The following is an 18,807-nucleotide window of genomic DNA, read 5'->3' on the forward strand; positions in this document are numbered from 1 at the left end:
CAGAACAGAAGGTGCGCCAGAAAAAACAGACCTGCGCCTGACAACCTATCTGCAGCCGAGAGCCCTTTCGGGTCAGTCCTAAAACCCAGTTGCAAACCTACTTCTCTTAAGCACACAATTTCATAAGCCTATATAAAAAGAAAGGAATATCTGTGACTCCTCTGAACTGTGCCCTGAATGCCTTAACCTTGGCATTGAATGACTCAGCATTTGCATTTGTTGCTCTGTTTACAAAGAAATTGAGTATGGTTTGATAATGATTTTCAAACGTGTCAATCACCGTGTAGAAATTGTCCACTCCCAGCTCTTCAACCTCATTGAACCATTTAGCCAGCTTCAGTCTTGCAGCATCCTTGATGCTCTTGATGTTATAAATATCGGTAAGTTTCATAGCCAGATCATATGCCTTTTTCAGTGTAGGATAATGTTCAAAGATGATTTCCGCCCTGGCTTTCTGTGCTTCAGTCCACTTGGTCCTGTGCTTGGTCAATATGAACTTTGCCCTGGCGAGCAACTGCTTACGCGTGTCACCATTGCTGTATCTAAATGGTATATATTCCTTTCCCTCACTTTTAGCTTCTTTTATCTCCTCATTCTCTTTATCCCTTGCCATCCACCGGTAAGCGATACGCATGTCATCCAGAGCATCATAATACAGTTTCTGCACATGAAACCTGTCATTGGTAATGAGTGCTTTGGGAAAAACGGCACGGGCTATGCGCATCATCGAAGATGACAAATCAAGTGTTATCTCTTTGACAGTCTTTCGTTTGGACAGGTCTATCTTCTTGACAACCTGAATAACGTCCTCTGCCTTGGTCCCTTTAACCACAGCCACTAAAGTTCCATTTCTGCCCTTTCCCGCCTTGTTGGTCAGAAAAGTATAGACCTCGCCACTGCTTAGACAGGTCTCATCAATACTTAGACTCTCACCTATGTTATTTTCAAACAATAGCCAGTCTTGAGCATGATCCAACTGATCCCAGCTGCGGTAGTCACTGAAATGTTCCTTGTACTGTGTGGATAACTGCTTGCCATTTACGCCATAGTGCGCACCGATGCTTGCGATGCTCTCTGCAGTGGACTCAATTCTATTCTTTTAAAAAAGAAACGAACTCGGGGGATAGTTTACTGCCCTCAGCCGTCAAGTCATCATATGAATAAGTAAATATCTCTCCGTTGGAACTGTCACGCCACTTGCGTCGGCGAACATGGAGGTAGACGGCTTTGCCACGAAGAGGAAAGTCCTGAATTACACGCTCGCTGGTAAAACCATAACTGCTTACAGTGCCTAACTTATGGTCTGACTTTTCCATAAAGTTACGCTCGTCAAGCCAAAAGTCAAACTGGGAAACACCCTCTTGAATATCGACAACATCAAAGTAGTCGGCAAGTACATCTGGAAAGATGCAACGTAATAGTTGGTCACTCTTCATGATGCAAAGGTAATAAATACTTATGAAATTATGCGCTTAAGAGAAGTAGGTTTGCAACTGGGGTTTAGGACTGACCCAGACTTTCAAGAAGACATTTGTTTTCTGCCGGGCCTTCTGCCACGCCCTCCCCTTCGTCGACGGTCCGTCCGACACGCCGCTTATAAACAAAGGAATATATATTTATATAATTCGGCGACAAAAAAGTGTAAAGTTTCGTTATTTTCAGCAATCTCCTTATCTGTCGTCGATGAAGAGGATGCCGCTTAAGAGAAAAGCTACCAATTTGTCGCATACCTCCACATACCACTGATTCAGAGTAGATTACGAGACAACCGAATCAAACAAAATGAGGCAGCAGACAAATCGGTAACTGTAAAATTACAAAAACAGTCCTGTAAAAACACAGCTTTTGTAAAGAAAGAAGATACAAAAGGGGCGAAAGTTCCCTTTCTGTCCCTGTCAGGTTCCCTATCTGTCGCACAGACGGGAAAAATGTTCCCCTCCTGTCGCACAGAACCTCCCACACCGTCGGGGAAAACCTCCCGGAAAGTCGTAGGGATGTTCCCTTACCGTCGCATGGGAACGGCGTAAGAGGCTGTGCGCCAGAGAGGAGAGGATTACTAACTAAATCAGTTACAATCTGAACGAAAACGATAGTCTAAGTCCAAGACGGCTGCATGGCCGGCTTCAGAGACAGGAGCTGACGCCCAGTGTCGTGGCCAACGCCGTGAGGACGGAGATAAGAATGTTCAGGACATTCTTCCATACTGGCTTGTTCATAAGAGTAAAAAGTAAAAAGATAAAAAGATAAAAAAGTAAAACAGTAAAAAACAAAAGCAGAAAGGCAAAACAGCAGAAAGGCAGGAGTGTGGCGACAAATAGGGAAACAAAGTTGCTTTTCAGCCGCTCCTCGCATTCCCATGTCTCCCTATCTGTCCGCCAGCCTGCCTATTTACCGGCTACCCCTGCGGATGCGTGCCCGCCTCGTCTCCGCCGGTGGTGTCGCCGGCCTGCGGACCGCCGGAAGGCGTGTTGCCGCCGGGCTTCTGGTCCTTGCCAGGCGTTTTGCCCGGTTCCTTGGCCTTGCCCTTCTCCGGTGCGTCATACTTTACCGCCTCCTGGATGCGCAGACCGCTGATGAGGGTCTTGATGCGCCGGTGCATGGTATCGACGGTCACGGAAGGCGCAAAGAGCACGTGCGCGCCGTAGATGTTCTTCTGGACATTGAAGTCCTTGGCATCCTCGACACCCTGAGAATGAAAGCCCACACGGAATGTTCCCAATCCGTCGATCTTCACACGGCTGCCGCTCTTGAGCACCTGGTTCATTTCGAACACCAAGGCGCTGATAACAGCCAGGATGTCAGGCTCGGTGACGGTACACCTGTTGCTGATGCGCAGGGCAAGCTCCTTGATGCCTACAACATCTGAAGACACCGCACGGGCATACCAGAATCCCTTGTGCTTGCTGTTCTTACGATTGTCTTGATACATACGATACTTGATTGACATAACTTGAAAAATTTAAAAGGTGAATAAATTAGATGGATAAATAAGGTGAATGAATTAGATGAATAAATACTGAAATATCGAAATCGCTAAAGCGATGAAGATATAAATAGATAATGCGACAAAAAAGTGAAAAAATAAAAAAGCAGAAAAATATAAAAGTAAAAAGGTAAAAGAGTAAAAAAGTAAAAAAGTAAAAAAGTAAAAAATTAAATACGCAGTAAGATAAAAAGATAAACAACAGAAAAACTAAAAAAGCAACAATGCAAAAACATATAAAAATATAAAGGTAAAAAGCGGAAAACACAGAAACGTACAAACATAATTCAACATAAACATAAAAGTATATAAAAATGAAAATACATTTATTCAGAAATCATACTGTCAATGGGTTACAGATGATTCCAAAGGGTCCGGAAGACAACAGGGCCATAGACAGACAGGGAGGGAGTAAAGGTGTGCCCCTACAGTTCAGCTGCCCTATGGACTTTTGGCACAGCCCCGTCTACAGGCAGCCCTGTGCCCCGAGTATCTGGTGCCGGTTGCCGCCCCTGCGCCTGTAGCTCACGTGGATCCACTGTTTCCGGGCGGAGCTGCACGGCTCGAGGATCATCTGGTCGAAGTCGGTGTGGCGGAGAACGGCCACATACTTGCGGCACATCTCCAGTCCGGTGACATGGATGTCGGCCGCTTCCCCCTTCAGATGCTGTGAGCGGAGGGCTCCCTGTACGGCCCTGTTCAGAGCCTCGCAGCGATAGCCGCTCGTGACAATCACCCTCCCGACCTGTCGCCGCAGCGGTTCGAGGACGTGTGTACAGAGTGCAGAGAGGTTCGTCACGACCTCCTCCCGGGGCGTCTCACCGCCCGCAGGAGCGTCGGCGGGTACATTCTTGATTCCCATTGCGATGGCTGTTCCGGAGCGGAGCATCTCCCCCACGGTGAAGTGGGGTGAGAGTCGCTCTTCGCAGTCGAGGTCTGTAGATTTCGTTTGGTTCGTCATACACATTGTTATTATAGACCGTTCAGTCAGATAAGAAAAAAAATCAGTGTCTGTCAGCTTTGTTTCTGATGACAATGCAAAGGTACGGCGAAACAAACCCGATTCCAAACAAAAGGTATGTAGTTGTGTCTGTAGAAAGCCGGGGAGGCTTCTCACCGCTTCCAGAACCGTGCGGTGATGTCCTCGAAAGTACCGTCAGGACGGCGGCGGAGCATTCGCTGGTTGGTACGCGGCGACTTCAGGCTGCCGAGGTGGCGGAGGTACGGTCCCACCTTAATATAATGGAAGTGCAGCGGCGAGACGAGCGGCGAGAGGGCCGTGCGTCCCGTGTACCATCCCGTCTTCAGCCCGGGGTGGCTGTGCAGGACGTGGCAGGCAAGCCTGTCGACCGCCGCCGGGTCGGCATCGCCCCCCATGAATCCTACGCAGGTAATCGTCTCCTCCGCATCCCGGATGAGGGCCGAGAGGGTCTCTTCCGTCAGGAACGTGCCGGTATCAGCCCACAGAAACCTGCTGTGGCAGCCCGGGCAGCGGCAGGGGCATCCGGAGATGTTGATGGCGAGCGTCACCTCGTCGGGGAATTCCTGAAAGACAATGTCTGTATTGATATAACGTAACATAGCGGTTGACGTGTGATGGATGATACCTGCAAAGGTAGGAAGAAAGTTTGGAATGAGGAGAGGGAGAGATGAAAAAAGGGAACGCTCTTTCGAGTATTCCCTTGTGTGATTCCGACAGGATTCAAACCTGTAACCTCTTGATCCGTAGTCAAGTGCTCTATTCAGTTGAGCTACGGAACCATAAGACTATGGTCGCAACGGACGGAGAAGCCGAAGCTCCAATCCTTAATTGCGAGTGCAAAGGTAGGACTTTTAATCGGTTCTGCCAAATGTTTCAGTGTCTTTTTTCCCGTTTTTTTCATTCTCACCGTGGAGTGTCGGCAAGGAGATGTGATAACCCACTGCTATGAAGCGGATTATGCAGATGGTGAGGAAGGTGACGACAACCGTCAGGGGCAGCGGCAGTCCGAGGGCGAGAAGCACCCAGTAGAGCAGTCCGCCTGCCACGCTGGCCATGGCATAGATCTCCTTGTGGAAGATGACCGGCACGTTGTTCAGCAGCACGTCGCGGATGACGCCGCCCGCCACACCGGTGATGCAGCCCATAATGACGGCCACCCAGAAGGGATGTCCGAGGGCGATGGTCTTCTGGATGCCGGCGATGGTGAAGAGTGCCAGTCCGAGCGTGTCGAAGACGAACCAGGCATTGCGCAGCCGCCTGATCCACTTGCGCGACAGAATGACGAGCAGCAGGGCGAGCGCCGTACAGAGGACGTACATGATGTCTGTCATCCAGAACGGACGCACGCCGAGCATGGTGTCACGGATGGTACCGCCGCCGATGGCGACGGCAAAGCCGCATACGTAGCCTCCAAACCAGTCGAAGTGCTTCTGTGCAGCGTGGCGGATGCCGGAGATGGCAAAGGCGAATGTCCCGAGGAACTCCAGGATTACCTGGAGCGTGTGGACGAGCTGGGGGTCGGTGTAGGGCATGATGGGCGGGGATAAGCGATAATGGGCGATGAGAGGCGATGATAAGTGGGAATAGGCGATGATGGGCGGGGATGAGAATGTGATGGCATTACACCACATTCTGCGGATTCCCTGCGATGAACCGCCTGATGTTCTCGACGCAGACCGCCATGAGCCGCTGGCGCGCCTCACGGGTCGCCCAGGCGATGTGGGGCGTGATGTAGGCGTTGGGCTGGCGGAAGAGCGGGTTGTCGGGGCGGGGCGGCTCGTCGGTCAGCACGTCGGCGCAGTAGGCGGCGAGCTGTCCGCTCTCCAGGGCGGCGGCCACGGCCTGTTCGTCGACGAGACCGCCGCGTCCGGTGTTGATGAGGATGGCACCGGGATGTACCATCGCCAGCGTACCGGCGTTGATCATGCGGGTGTTGACGGCCGTCAGCGGACAGTGCAGCGTGATGACGTCGGAGGTGCTGAGCAGCCCTTCGAGCGTCGTCTTGCGGATCCACTCGGGCAGGTCGCTGCTGTTCCGGCTGGTACAGGCGGAGATGTCCATGCCCATGGCGTGGGCGATGTGCGCCACGCGCTGTCCGATGTTGCCGAGCCCGACGATGCCGATGGTCTTGCCGGCCAGCTCGATGAGCGGCGTGTCCCAGTAGCAGAAGTCGCGCTGTCGGCTCCACTCGCCCTGCCGCACGGCCCGGGCATAGTGGTCGGCCCGGGTGGCGACGTTCAGCAGGAGTGCGAAGACGTGCTGTGCGACGCTGTCGGTGCTGTAAGCCGGGATGTTGCAGACGACGATGCCCCGCTCACGGGCGGCCTCGAGGTCGATGTTGTTGTAGCCGGTCGCCAGCTCGCCGATATACTTCAGGCGGGGCAGCTCGTCGAGCACTTCGCGCGTGATGTACACTTTGTTGATCAGGATGCCGTCGGCCTCCCTGGCACGTTCCGCCACCTGCTCCTGGCAGGTGTGGTCGTAGATGGTACAGTCGGCGAGCGACTTCACCGGCTCCCAGGAGAGGTCGCCGGGGTTGACTGCATGGCAGTCGAGGATGGAGATTTTCATAAGCGATGATAAGCGATGATGGGCGATAATAAGCGATGATGGGCGATGATGGGCGGGGATAGGCGAGGATAAGCGGGAATGGATAGCAGCTGACCTCAATCCTCATCGCTAATCACTCCCCTCTCCATTCGGAGAGGGGCCGGGGGTGAGGCTTAGCGCATCGGGCATGTACTGCTGCTCGACGTAATGGCCGGGGTAATCGTGCGGGTACTTGTAACCGTCGCTGTAGCCGAGGTCCTTCATCAGCTTCGTCGGCGCATTGCGCAGATGGAGCGGGACGGGGAGGTTGCCGGTGCGGCGCACCAGCTCCAAGGCTTCATTGATGGCTTTGTAGGCGGAGTTGTCCTTCTTCGACCGTGCCAGGTAGACCACCGCCTCGGCCAGCGGGATGCGTCCCTCGGGCCATCCGATCTTCGTCACGGCATCGAAGGCGGCGTTCGCCAGCAGGAGGGCGTTGGGATTCGCCAGTCCGATGTCCTCCGCCGCACTGATGACGACCCTCCGGGCGATGAACTTCGGGTCCTCGCCTCCCTCTATCATGCGCGCCATCCAGTAGAGAGCCGCCTCGGGGTCGGAGCCCCGGATCGACTTGATGAACGCCGAGATGATGTCGTAGTGCATCTCGCCGTCCTTGTCGTAGGCAAGGGGGTTCTGCTGCAGCCGCTCCTCCACGATGCGGTCGGTGACGGTGACCGTGTCGTCCGGCGCGGCATCGACGATCAGCTCGAGGATGTTCAGCAGCTTGCGGGCGTCGCCGCCGCTGTAACGCAGCAGGGCATCCGTCTCGTGCAGGTCGATGTGCCGTTTCTTCAGCTCCGTGTCCTCCGCCACCGCCCGGTGGAGCAGCGTCAGCAGGTCGTCCTTCTCCAGCGGCTTGAGCACATAGAGCTGGCAGCGGGAGAGCAGCGGCCGTATCACCTCGAACGACGGGTTCTCCGTCGTCGCCCCGATGAGCGTCACCGTCCCCTTCTCCACGGCGCCGAGCAGCGAGTCCTGCTGCGACTTGGAGAAGCGGTGGATCTCGTCGATGAAGAGGATCGGCGAGGCGGAATTGAAGAAGCGGCCGTTCTGTGCCCGCTCGATGACGTCGCGCACGTCCTTCACGCCGCTCGTCACCGCCGAGAGGGTGTAGAACGGCGTCTCCAGCCGGTGGGCGATGATCTGCGCCAGCGTCGTCTTGCCCACGCCCGGCGGTCCCCAGAGGATGAACGACGCGATGCGCCCCGAGTCGATCATCCGCCGGAGCACAGCCCCCTCGCCCACGAGGTGCTGCTGTCCGATATAGTCGTCGAGGGTGCGCGGCCGCATCCGTTCTGCCAGTGGTTCCATGTCGCTTCCTGTTTTTATTCAAAGGCAAAAGTAAGCAATTTTTTCCATATCCGTGCAGACGGGGCGGCATATTTGAAGACAGGAAGGGAACGGATGGAACAGAAAAGACAGAATGACGGAACGATAAAACCTTCAGATGCCGGAACCGACTTCAAAAAAAAAAGATAATGACACGAGCCTGCCCGAAGCAGCGGATCGTGTCATTGTCCGGAAAAAGAAATCATGTCATCCTGTACAAAGACAGGTGCATGACTGCGGGGGGCAGCCCCTCTTCAGGTTTCTGCGAAACCGAAGGCTGCCTTTATTGAACTGCAAAGAGAGGATAAGCCCATACACGGTCGTCAACATCCAGGCCGACTTCCGACTTGGAGAAGTGCAGCGAGACGGCCTGCAGGGAACCATTCGACTTCTTGACGGATGTGGATGTCCAGTAAGCACCGCTGTAACCGCTTGCACCCAGCCTGAGCTTCCCGTTACTGGTGCCGTTGTCAAGGTAGCCCATGGCCGGCAGATAGAAATACCGGCTGGTGTCGGACGGTTTGCCCTGGGCGGGTGTTCTCACCCATTTGCCATGATAATCGGAAGAATTCTCTACCCAGTCTTTCCACACGGAGTTATCCCGGTAGTCCTTTCCGTCAGGATAAACCTTTACCGGAGAGTGATAGGGACCGGCATCGCAATACTGCAGCTTCTTGAACCACATTCCGCCGATGTAGAGGTGCTTGTTCATGACCCAGAGCGTCGTCTCGTCCCAGTGAGGGTCGCCCCTGAAGGCATACAGGGTCGCCTCGTTGGCATTCGGACAGGTCTTGCAGGAATTGACCGCATAAAGATCCGAGCCGTTGCCGTTGAAATAGCGGTCGGTGCCATAGCCGTTGAAATCAGCCCACTCGCCGTCGACGGCCGGCAGCGTGCCGGTATAGGTGTTCCAATAATCCTTGCCGGCATCCCACATATAATACTTCATTTCGTAACGCGGCAGGGCCAGGTCGAACTTCACGAGCCTGTTCCGTCCGGCATTGAGCTTCAGGGTGCTGTACGTCTTCGAGACCGTACCCGTCACACCGGTCTTCGAGTCCTTCAGGGTGTAGGCTACCGTCACATTCGCATAATCGCCCGGGGCAAGCACCATGATGGCGCTGTTGCGGGTATAATCGGATGTCTGTGACAGGGTGAACCTGTCTGAGAGCGTCAGGGTGATGCACCTGGACGTTGCGGAAGCCGCATCCTTCCGTATGCCGCTGTCGTCGAAGCCGTAGGTGCCGGCAATATCCCGGTCGGCCGTCACCTTGATCTGCTGCACGCTGACCGTTCCGGCAAGTTCGCCCTTGCTGTCGTAAGGGGCAAAGGTGAGATAGGAGGCCTTGTGGTCGAGCATGAAGCGGTAAGAGCCGTCGCCCTGCCTGCCGGCCACAGCCGTACCGCAGTCGCCGTCCGTGCCGATGTGTGCGCCGTCGTTGGGGGCCTGCTGCTGCTGTTCAGCCTTGATGGTCACCTTGTCTCCCGCTGCATTGCCGTTCCCGGTATAACGCACGGGATAGGACGGGGCGGTAAAGACACCGTCGAAATAGAAGCTGGCCGCGGTCTCCTTGCCGGCGGTGGCGGGGATGGTCGAACGGTTGCTGACCTTCAGGGCCGTGGCAGCATCGTTCACCCAGAGGCGGTCGCCCGACGTCCAGTAGAACTTCACGGCCGATCCGGTGTATTCGCCGGCTGTGCGCGTGGCCGATGCGGGCTGGGGGCCTACGGCATCCTCTGCCACGGAAAATCTGGTCATGTTCTCCGTACCGGGCTGCACGGAACTGTTCTCCTGCGACGCATCGTCACCGGCGCAGCCCGTCAGGAACAGCAGCAGTGCCGGAACGGCAAGCGTCTTCTTATAGAATCGTATCTTCTTCATTGTCTTCAAATAATGCTCTTGATTCGTTATCCATTTGATATATGAGGTGATTAAAGGGCGGTGGTTAATCTTCCCACGGCCCATAGCCGTCCTGCCCAGCCCTGTCAGCATCGGAAAAGTCGTGCGGCTTGGCCGTCAGCGGTTCGTCGTCGGCGGCACTATTGTGTCCGCCGCCAAAGGGCGACTGCCCCAGCATCGGACTTTCGATCCTCAAAGTGCATACCTCGGCGCATGGGGCAAGGTATGGCTTTCTTGCATTTATTTTCTTCTTCATATCCTGAGATTTTACATAAAACCGATAATTTCCATTCAAGCCCGGTCATGGCAGATTCCTCAGATGCCCCCCTGTCTTTCAGCCGGGCATGGGACAAAAACACAAGAAGCCGACCGCTCTCACGCTCCACATCCTGTGTCTGTACTTCTCTCACACGGGGAGACGTTGCTCCTCCCATCTGTAACTTCCTGAAACGTCCATTTAGTGATAAAAACGGTGCAAAGGTAAGAAAAATCCCTGAAACACACAAGGAAACACAAAAGAAGTGGAGGATAGAATCTGTGGAAGGTAAACAATGATGGGAGATGATGGGCAGAGGATAAGCGGGAATGGGATTTACTCTAACCAGCTTCCTTTTGAGAGAGGGGGGATTATCTGTTATGTTTTTTTATCATCTTCCTTTTTTGTCGTCCAGCGAGGAATCCTCCCGCACAGGAAATCCTCCCGAATCGTCGCACAGAGGGTATGGGAGGGAGGGATAAAAAGATGATATACAGTGATTTGACCGTCTGTCTTCTGTCAGCAGAGGAAGGACGGGAAAAACGGTTTTCTCCCCCACCCTATCCTCTCTGCCTAAAGAAGAACGGAGGAATCAAGGAAGAAACGACCTGTTTTGTCGGGATAATTCATAAAACACATCTGCTTCCTCCCCATCCGTCGCACCTAACCTCCCAAATTGTCGGATACCTGCACACGACAGCTACCTATCTGTCGCCGCACCCTTCCCTATCTGTCGCCGCGCTCTTCCCTATCTGTCGCCGCTATGTTCCCTGTTTGTCGTTCGGTATCGTTGTAACTTGTTGGGTGACAGGATGTCCAATGTTCCCTACTAATATCTTATAAAGACTGTATAACGACATTCTAACCTGAGAAGAAGTTTTGTGTTCGGAAAGAAAACATGATTTTCCTGTGGGGGAAGACGATTTCAAACAAAAGCTCCGGGGCGAACCTCCCTTTTTGTCGCACTTGTCTTTTCCGTCTTCTTCCGCCCTTCCGACGGCGGCGGAGGGCAGGAGTGTACTCCCTGCCGTGCCGGCGGCCTGAAGATCCGGCTGGCGGAGCTGGACGGTGCCGACAGGCCTTGACCGAGTTCCAGACAAGGCCTGATTGCCTTGCAGAAAGGCCTTAGTTGGAGGGCAGAAAGGCCTTACTTGAGAGGCAGACAAGCCTTAGTCGGAAGGCAGGAAAGCCTTACTTAGAAGGGTTGCTAAAGTCCTGTTGCCGTGATGGTTAGCGGTTGACTTTTGGGGGCGGCCCTCCGTGGTGCGGCCGGCGGGGCAGGACGGCTGTGGGAAGGTCACGGGGCTGTGGCGGGGGCGGCTGTATGGCGGTGTGTGTCGTAGCGGGCGGGCGGTGCTTGTTCTGCCGGCAGCGATTGGGGGATGAGGTTGGAAGAAAGGCGGCTGCCGCTGCTGATGCATGGTCCGGCAGATGTTCCCTTTTTGTCTTTCAGGGCAGTGGCCCTGTCTGCGGTTTTCCCTCCCTATCTGTCGCATCTCTCTCGGGCGGCACCGGCAGGAGGGCTGTTTCGGTGCTCGTTCCGTTCGCTTGGGACGGCCGACAAAACGGGAACATCTTTTTCTTCTTTTACAGTCTTTGTTTCTCATAAACGCCTTGTTGTCAATTTGTTGCTGTTCCTGTGTTTGATTTCCGCTTGAGTCGGCGGCCCAACTTGTCACTTTTTTGTCGCAGTCGGCTTTTATGCTTCTTCATAACTATGCTGATTTCCAATGTGTTATGATGTTTCTTGCAATCGGTTGTTTTTGCTCCCTATTTGTCGCATGGTGTCTGGTGGCATCTTCCTCCCTGTCTGTCGGCGACGGTTCCGGCCGCTCTCCCACCTTGTTATATATAGGGTGGCGGCGACATCTTCCTTTTCCGTCGCACATCTCCTGTCCGCCGCTTTGAGTTTTCCCTCCCTATTCGTCGCTGCTGCCTGACTGTGAGTGCTTCATCAGACGGTGATGTGTCTTGCGGAGAGGGGCCGTGGATGCAGCGTGGTATCGGGATGGAGCAGTGTGGGGAGCATGGATGCCTGCATAAGGGCCGGACGCATTCTCTGGGGATAATGTCATTTCTTTTCTCTCCTCCGTATGCGGACAGGCGGCGGAGGAGTAAGCCTTTTTCGCCATGGCGGCGGACAGGTTTCCTTAAATTGTCTTTATCGTCGGTAAAATGAGGAGATTATAAATTAATAAAGGTTAAATATGACGGTGGACACAAAAAAAACTGCATTCAGTATTCGTGTTTTTCATAGAAACCCATTAACTTTGCGACAAGTTTTTTTAGTGGTTAATTTAGTTTTAGTATTTAAACCTTGGGTGATGTGAATCAGTCAAGGTTCTTTTTTGTGTAGAAATGCGAGAGGCGGACGGACGGGATGCCTGTTCTGTTTGTCGTCTTTTTTTTTATGTATGGCGGCAGCCGACCATGTTTTATTTATGGGCGTAGTCGGTATTGTCTTGCCAGTCAGATTTTTTTTTCATAGTATGGCAGAAGGAATGAAGTATGTGAACGACCGCGTCCGCAGGCAGGACCGCCTGATGGACGAGACGCGGGCCCTCGAGCTGCTGCGCGAGGGCGAATATGGTGTGCTGAGCATGGTGGCCGATGGTGGGGGCTATGGCGTGCCGGTGAATTTCGTGTGGGACGGCGTCCGCAGCGTCTATATCCACTGTGCGCCGGCGGGCCGCAAGCTGATGGCCATCGAACAGAATCCGAGGGTCTCGCTGTGCGTCATCGGCAATGTGCATCTGCTACCGCGGAATTTCACCACCGAGTATGAGAGTGCGATCTTCTTCGGCGAGGCGCACATCCACCTCAGCGACGAGGAGAAGATGCATGCCCTGCGCCTGCTGATCGACAAGCTGTCGGCCGACTTCAAGGAGCTGGGCGACAAGTATGCGCACATGAGCTTCCACCGGGTGGAGATTATCCGGGTGGACTTCACGGAGTTCAGCGGGAAACGGAAGAAGGTCAGGTGAGGAGCCTCCGGAGGAGAGCAGGCGGTGATGGGCGGTGATGGGCGATTATGGGCGATCATGGGCGATCATAAGCGTTATAGGCGGTAATAGGCGATTATAAGCGGTGATAGGCTTTGCGCTGACCGGCCTCTGCCAGCCACTCCCCTCCCCTCCCCTCCTTTCCTTTCGGAAGGGGGAAATTTCTTTCGGAGGAGACGGGGAGCGGCTACAGCAGGCTTTCCCCGAAGATGGCGTTCTTGATGTCCTTCTCGTGTTCGAAGACGAAGCGGGCGACGATGGCGCTGAGCAGTGCCGTAGAAGGCAGCTTGACGCTTGTGGCCGACTTGAGGCGGTCGAGGACACCCTTGAGGTCGGAGTCGATGTAGACGGTTGCCAGCCGGGAGTCGCGTGCCTTGTAGTCGCGTGCCAGGTCGAGGAAAATCTGCCAGCTGTCTTCGCCGCTGTCCTTCGCCATGGAGTACTCGCGTGCGAGCTGCCTGCCCTCTGCCTTGGGGAGCTTCTTTGCGGCCGGTGCCGTACGGTCCTTGCCGTCGGCAGCCTCCTGCTTGGGACTGACGTGTCCGAACTGGCTTGTCTGTGCGGGCTGCTGTGTGTCGCGGGGAGCGGGCTCGTATGCCGCGTTCTGCCGCATGGGTTCCGGCTGGCGGTATGTGTCCGGGCCTGCGGTCCTTGCCGCGGTGCTGCCGTTCTCCATCTGCGGGACCGTTTCTTCGTTCTCAGCCGTTTCGTTGTCGGCATCTGTTTCTTCTATGTTTGCGGCCGGTGCGCTTCCGGCACCTCTCTGCACGCTATGGGCCAGGTCGGACAGTCCGCCCGGCATCATCACCATTGTTTTCTTTTTCTTAGCCATATCTTTTTCTCTTTGAGGTTTGAGTTTTGAGTTTTGAGGTTTCCTCTTGGCCCCCTCGCATTTGAGGTTTGAGCTTTGAGGTTTTTCCCTTGCCCCTTTGGGGGTTGAAGTTTGAAGTTTGAGCTTTGAGGTTTTGCTTTCGTTTTTTGCCCTTTAAGGTTTTGTCTTTTGGCCTTCGGTTTTTGGCTTTTGGCTTTTGAAGTTTGCCCCTTAACTTTTGTCTTCTGTTTTTTGGGTTTAACTTTTGCGCCTTTTTCTTTAAGCCTGTCAGCTGGAAGCGGCGGAGTTCATCTTAGGAGTGTTCATATTCACTGTCATTTGAACTTTTTTCGCTTTTCTCCTGCTGTCCCTTCATTGATGTTATCATCGGGGGTATCCCGCCATTCACTCCCCTCTCCATTCGGAGAGGGGCCGGGGGTGAGGCTTTTCCCTTTATCGATGTTATCATCGGGGGCATCCCGCCATTTACTCCCCTCTCCATTCGGAGAGGGGCCGGGGGTGAGGCTTTTACTTCATCCTCTTCAGCATATATTCGAATGCTTTTTTGACGGCGTCGCGCTGTGTGCCGAGCAGCTCGTAGGTATTCGTACGCTTGAGCGTGGCGCGGCTGTTGACGACCGGTGTGACCTTCCCGAAGTTTCCGAACACCTCGTCCGTCCTGCGCCACATCTCCTGTTCGTCGGCGGTGCCGATGCGCGGGTCGATGCGGTTGGGGACGAAGAAGAGCTGGGCGGTCATCTGCGGGTTGTGTTCGCGCAGCACATTGAGCACCTGCACGAAGACCCCTGTCGAATCGAGTGCCTTGTCCTCGTATTCGTAGGGGCAGACGATGTAGTCGGCTCCCACGAACAGCGGTGCGAGACCGTCTTCGCTGATGTTGCCCGGCGAGTCGAACAGCACGAAACCGTCGACCTGCGAGGCCGAATCGACGAGTTTCTGCATGGTCTCCACATCCGTCACGTCGAAGTCCTGTACGTTGTAGGGTTCTTCCTCGCCCTCATAGAGCTCCTTGTCCTTGCGGCGCTGCATGAGAATCGTCTTCTGCAAGTCGGTGTCGATGATGCAGACCGACTTGCCTTTTGCTGCGAGATAGTTGGCGAAGAGAATGCACAGGGTGCTCTTCCCTACTCCACCTTTCTGGTTTGCAAAAACAACTTTCCTGTTCTTCATTTTTTATATATTTACGTTTTTATATTGTTGTCTGTTTGTCTGTTTTCTGTTTTGTCTGTTTTCAGCTGGGATTCTCCGGCTGTTCCGGGAGAGGGTGTGTGTTGCCGTCTGCTTTTCCCTGATGGGTCCGGTGAATGTCGGTAGGCCGTCCTTCAAATGAGAAGCGTAGGCTGTTGCCGTCTACTGTTCCCTGCTGGGTCCGGTGAATGTCGGCAGGATTCCCCTTTCTCCCGATCTGCTCTGAAGCAGGGAGGTGGAAAGTTTTTCCTCCTGACTGGTCTGGAGCGTGCGGGGAGGGAGGCTCTTCCCTTTTTCCTGGAAAGATGATGACTGCGAGTGATGATAGGTCTGCAAGAGGGTTTATACAGCTTTTCCACCCTGGACTGCTTGTTTTGCTCGAAGCTCTCGAAGTGTCATTTTGTCATTCTTCCCATCTTCTTCCATCCTTCTCTGTCACTTTCTTCTTTCAGTTCAACAGGCTGGTGGTACGAATGCTACCATTCTGCCAACATCTTCCTGTTTTGTCGTTGTTCATTTCTGCGATATTCTGTTTTCTTCGGTCATCTCCCCCGCAAATACAGGAAATATGCGCTTCTTTGCTGCTCTTGTTCATTCCCTCCTTTTTGTCATGCTTTTTTCTCCTTCGACTTCCTTTTTTCCTTTTCCGGTTTCTTCTTTTTTCCTCTGCAATCTCTTCAAACCGGGTCTGGCCGGCATCCTCATTCTTTGCGTCTTTTTCGGACGGTCGGGCACAAAGGGCTTCTGTTTTCCGGCATCTGCGTTCACTCCCCATAGGGGCTGCGGACCGTTGTCCTGAGACTTTCATGTGGCCTTTTTGTGTCTGCGGTGCAGGGCAAAGGAGTAGGAGCGAGGACTGTCCTTCCGAACGTCAATGGAATGCTAATTGCTTTGACAACAGTCTTTTATCTTGCTATCTCTCCGTCTCCGTTTCAGTCGGATGGGCGGTGCTGTCGGGCGGCTTTCCGATCGTCAGTCCTCTGTCGTCATGCTCTTTCTCAGCAGGATGAACGGCAGCAGCTCGGTGAGGACGAAACTTATCAGCGTGGCAATCGTGCCATAGGTGATGATGTCTGTCATCGATACGCCGCCCACATTATTATATATGTAATAATAACTCATGCTGCAGAGCGTAGAGAGCAGCGGGCAGAGGAACAGGGAAGCTCCATAGCAGCGGATCATGCCGGCGAACTTTCGGAACAGCCCGATTCCCAGGCCGATTTGTACGAGGGTGGCTACCGTATAGCAGGAGGCAACGAAGTGGGACAGCAGCCGGCTTGTCTCGCCGACTTCTATCATCATGCTTCCTTCAGCCCCTGTATGGATTGTCGGCAGACAGGTGGCAACCGTCAGAATCGTATTGAGAACCATCAATATGATGACTGATAATTGTAAGAAAAAATGACTATTCTTCTTCAGATTCCTGCGTAGTATTTCCCACATCACCAGTTTTGTCGATAGCAGCAGTACTGCTTCTGCAATCTGGATTCCGTTGTTGCTCTGTAGCGAAGCGAACGCCTCGGTAAACATGCTCTGTCCTTCGTTGGGAGATGATGTCCAGTGGTCGGCCAGGTTTACTGCGCTGAAGGCAAGGAACAGTCCCATGCTCCAGTTCAGCACTTCGCCTTGGGCACCCGAAACGGGGAATTTCTTCAACTTTATCATACCTTTTTATTATATAGAGCCGTTTTCTTGTTATGACGGACCTTTTTTGTTCTACACGTAAAAGCGTGGTTATATTTTTATGCTTGCAAATATACACTTATTTGTTGAAACAAACAAATACGTCTAAACATTTTTATTAGAAAAAATAAATAGGTAAAAGAATAATTGTCTTATAAAATATTTATTTCTTTATTCTTTAATGCAAATGAATAAATGATTAAATATATATTGTTCATTTTCATTGCTCGAGCTTTCTTTTATTTTTCTTTATCTGATATAAAATTGTAAATGTTGATTTATTTTCAAACGTAAATATATAAATATGTTTTATTTGCGGCAAGTTATTTGGTCTTTATTTTGTCTGTTTATTCTTTTAAGTTTTAATGTTTTTGTTATGAAATATATTTATATAAATATTGGATAATCTATTTATACTAAAAAGCAAATATTTATTTTCCTTTCGAGGTCTTATTCCACGGATGCGTTCATGTTTGAATTTATTTTACATACTCTGTTCCCTATGGGTTGTCCGGTCATCTGGAGGGTGATGGATTATATTTCATCTCGGGTAGGTCTGATTTTTGTTCTGTTGCTTTTGTCTCCGTTCATGCTAAGTTATTGTTTTTGTAGCAGACTGAATTGACATTCAGGGCTGATGTCTGTCAGCTGATTTCCGATTGACTGTCAGTTTATGGGGGGTGTTTCGTGTTCAGTTGATTAACAGGTAGGTGTATAATACGTAAACCGTTTTCTTTCCTTTACTGGCATTCGGGCCGTCTTCTGCATATATTCAGGCAGGCTTTTTCCCATCCTGATGTTTTTTTCATGCAGAGATTAGCTTCTTGTTTCGTTGCTTTTCCTGACGGCCCTCTTCTTTAGCATAGAATGCCGTTCCAGTTTGTTCGGTGTAAATAGAATATGAACGTTTAAATACATGATAATATAAATATATAAAATATTGATGATAAGAAGCCTGCGTCTTTCCTTCTCTGTTTTCCGTAAGTCTTAATCATTTCTCTTTCTTTTTTCCAGCAGACTTTTTTCCCATCCCGAGGTCTTCTCATGCTTTGTAGGTTTTTAAGCCCTCCTTTTCTTTTCTCAAGCAGGTTTTTGCCTATTCTGGTTTTCTCTTCATCCGTCGATTAGCTTACTTCTTCCTTAACCTTCCTGACGGCCTTCTTCTTTAGCATAGCATGCTGTTCCAGTTTGTTTATGTGTGGATATAAATGTTTATATACTTGATAATGTAAATATATAAAATATTGATGCTAAGATGCCTGCGTCTTTCCTTCTCTATTTTCTGTAGGTCTTAATCATTATTCTTTTTTTCTTCCGGCAGACTCCTGTCCCATTTCGGCGGCCTTCTCATGCTTCGTAGGTTTCAAACTTTCCTTTTCTTTCTTCCGGCAGTCTTTTTTCCCGGTGGCCTTCTCTTACTTCGTATGTTTCAAGCCCTCCTTTTTTCTTAAACAGGTTTTTGCCTATTCCGTTTTTTTTTCATCCAGCTATTTGCTTTGTTCTTCCTTAATTTTCCTGAGGCCCTCTTCTTTAGCATAGAATGCCGTTTTAGCTTGGTTATTTGTGGATATAGATGTTTTAATACGTAATAATATGAATATATAAAATATTGTTGATGAGCTGTTTGCGTTTATTTTTATTCTCCATAGCTTTTAACTGATCTTTATGGATTCAGCTGTATACAGGGAATCTTTTTTTATATCTGTATTCTGCATATTTTTCTTCATTCTTTCTCGGCGTTCGTATGTCATTTCTGCATTTCCCATTTTTTGTATTTCCGCTTCCGTTCTTTTCCCTTGCATTCAGCTTTTGTAATTCTCTTCTGTTTCAGTAATCCTCTGTGCCGGTATTTCTCTTTTTTAATTCTCCGCATCCGTGTTTTATTCCAGTTTCCCTTTGCTTTTTTTCTTTTTCAGGACCTGTATATCTTTGATAGACACGGTTATATATATTTATATACTTGAATAAATGTTTGTTTTTGGAAGTTTGAAAGATTTTTCTGCTTCCTGTTCCTGGGCTGCCAGCAGTTCCAATTCATTTTCGCATCCTTCTGCCGTTTATTT

General features: G+C 51.6%; 17 protein-coding genes and 1 tRNA gene. 1 reads left to right on the plus strand and 17 read right to left on the minus strand.

Annotated elements, in window-relative coordinates:
• Positions 1 to 106 precede the first annotated feature (106 nt).
• The 13 genes from DYH27_RS09670 to DYH27_RS09735 form a co-directional block, all read right to left on the minus strand.
• Complete coding sequence (locus DYH27_RS09670; protein WP_455430468.1) at positions 107 to 1,090, minus strand: ISAon1 family transposase; 984 nt, start codon at positions 1,088 to 1,090, stop codon at positions 107 to 109.
• Position 1,091: 1 nt separating this feature from the next.
• Positions 1,092 to 1,436 carry an ISAon1 family transposase N-terminal region protein gene (locus DYH27_RS09680; RefSeq protein ID WP_025068505.1) on the minus strand — a complete coding sequence of 115 codons (345 nt, stop codon included), beginning with the start codon at positions 1,434 to 1,436 and terminating at the stop codon, positions 1,092 to 1,094.
• 687 nt (positions 1,437 to 2,123) lie between these two features.
• A complete protein-coding gene (locus DYH27_RS13590; RefSeq protein ID WP_170315239.1) occupies positions 2,124 to 2,216 on the minus strand; it encodes a smalltalk protein in 93 nt (30 codons plus the stop codon).
• 179 nt (positions 2,217 to 2,395) lie between these two features.
• Positions 2,396 to 2,947 carry an HU family DNA-binding protein gene (locus tag DYH27_RS09685; RefSeq protein WP_025068479.1) on the minus strand — a complete coding sequence of 184 codons (552 nt, stop codon included), beginning with the start codon at positions 2,945 to 2,947 and terminating at the stop codon, positions 2,396 to 2,398.
• Positions 2,948 to 3,449: 502 nt separating this feature from the next.
• Positions 3,450 to 3,944 (minus strand): D-Ala-D-Ala carboxypeptidase family metallohydrolase, encoded by a 495-nt coding sequence (locus tag DYH27_RS09690; protein WP_025068478.1) that lies wholly within the window; start codon positions 3,942 to 3,944, stop codon positions 3,450 to 3,452.
• Between the two features lie 152 nt (positions 3,945 to 4,096).
• Complete coding sequence (gene nrdG / locus DYH27_RS09695) at positions 4,097 to 4,564, minus strand: anaerobic ribonucleoside-triphosphate reductase activating protein (RefSeq protein ID WP_004353315.1); 468 nt, start codon at positions 4,562 to 4,564, stop codon at positions 4,097 to 4,099.
• 106 nt (positions 4,565 to 4,670) lie between these two features.
• Positions 4,671 to 4,744: transfer RNA gene (locus DYH27_RS09700), tRNA-Arg, on the minus strand.
• Between the two features lie 72 nt (positions 4,745 to 4,816).
• On the minus strand, positions 4,817 to 5,497 hold the full coding sequence (locus DYH27_RS09705; RefSeq protein WP_004353310.1) for a trimeric intracellular cation channel family protein: 681 nt from the start codon (positions 5,495 to 5,497) through the stop codon (positions 4,817 to 4,819).
• 88 nt (positions 5,498 to 5,585) lie between these two features.
• Positions 5,586 to 6,536, minus strand: a complete 951-nt coding sequence (locus tag DYH27_RS09710) for a D-2-hydroxyacid dehydrogenase (protein WP_029216518.1) — start codon at positions 6,534 to 6,536, stop codon at positions 5,586 to 5,588.
• 108 nt (positions 6,537 to 6,644) lie between these two features.
• Complete coding sequence (locus tag DYH27_RS09715; RefSeq protein ID WP_025067168.1) at positions 6,645 to 7,865, minus strand: replication-associated recombination protein A; 1,221 nt, start codon at positions 7,863 to 7,865, stop codon at positions 6,645 to 6,647.
• Positions 7,866 to 8,166: 301 nt separating this feature from the next.
• Positions 8,167 to 9,765 (minus strand): hypothetical protein, encoded by a 1,599-nt coding sequence (locus tag DYH27_RS09725; RefSeq protein WP_025067169.1) that lies wholly within the window; start codon positions 9,763 to 9,765, stop codon positions 8,167 to 8,169.
• 64 nt (positions 9,766 to 9,829) lie between these two features.
• A complete protein-coding gene (locus DYH27_RS09730; protein ID WP_036860464.1) occupies positions 9,830 to 10,039 on the minus strand; it encodes a hypothetical protein in 210 nt (69 codons plus the stop codon).
• Positions 10,040 to 11,958: 1,919 nt separating this feature from the next.
• Positions 11,959 to 12,114 (minus strand): hypothetical protein, encoded by a 156-nt coding sequence (locus DYH27_RS09735; RefSeq protein WP_240337416.1) that lies wholly within the window; start codon positions 12,112 to 12,114, stop codon positions 11,959 to 11,961.
• Positions 12,115 to 12,540: 426 nt separating this feature from the next.
• Here DYH27_RS09735 and DYH27_RS09740 point away from each other — a divergent pair, with 426 nt between their 5' ends.
• Positions 12,541 to 13,023: a pyridoxamine 5'-phosphate oxidase family protein gene (locus DYH27_RS09740; RefSeq protein ID WP_025067170.1), complete on the plus strand. Its 483-nt coding sequence runs from the start codon at positions 12,541 to 12,543 to the stop codon at positions 13,021 to 13,023.
• A gap of 205 nt (positions 13,024 to 13,228) precedes the next feature.
• Here DYH27_RS09740 and DYH27_RS09745 read toward each other — a convergent pair whose 3' ends face one another.
• The 4 genes from DYH27_RS09745 to DYH27_RS09765 form a co-directional block, all read right to left on the minus strand.
• Positions 13,229 to 13,873: a hypothetical protein gene (locus DYH27_RS09745; RefSeq protein ID WP_025067171.1), complete on the minus strand. Its 645-nt coding sequence runs from the start codon at positions 13,871 to 13,873 to the stop codon at positions 13,229 to 13,231.
• 507 nt (positions 13,874 to 14,380) lie between these two features.
• Positions 14,381 to 15,043, minus strand: coding sequence for a ParA family protein (locus tag DYH27_RS09750; RefSeq protein ID WP_004354576.1), 663 nt, complete (start codon positions 15,041 to 15,043; stop codon positions 14,381 to 14,383).
• Positions 15,044 to 15,509: 466 nt separating this feature from the next.
• Positions 15,510 to 15,869, minus strand: a complete 360-nt coding sequence (locus tag DYH27_RS09760) for a hypothetical protein (RefSeq protein WP_025067172.1) — start codon at positions 15,867 to 15,869, stop codon at positions 15,510 to 15,512.
• A gap of 164 nt (positions 15,870 to 16,033) precedes the next feature.
• Entirely contained in the window at positions 16,034 to 16,726 is a 693-nt protein-coding gene (locus tag DYH27_RS09765; protein ID WP_244595172.1) for a hypothetical protein, read from the minus strand.
• Between the last annotated feature and the right edge of the window lie 2,081 nt (positions 16,727 to 18,807).

Origin of the sequence: Prevotella denticola (assembly GCF_900454835.1) — a bacterium.
Classification (GTDB): Bacteria; Bacteroidota; Bacteroidia; order Bacteroidales; family Bacteroidaceae; genus Prevotella; species Prevotella denticola.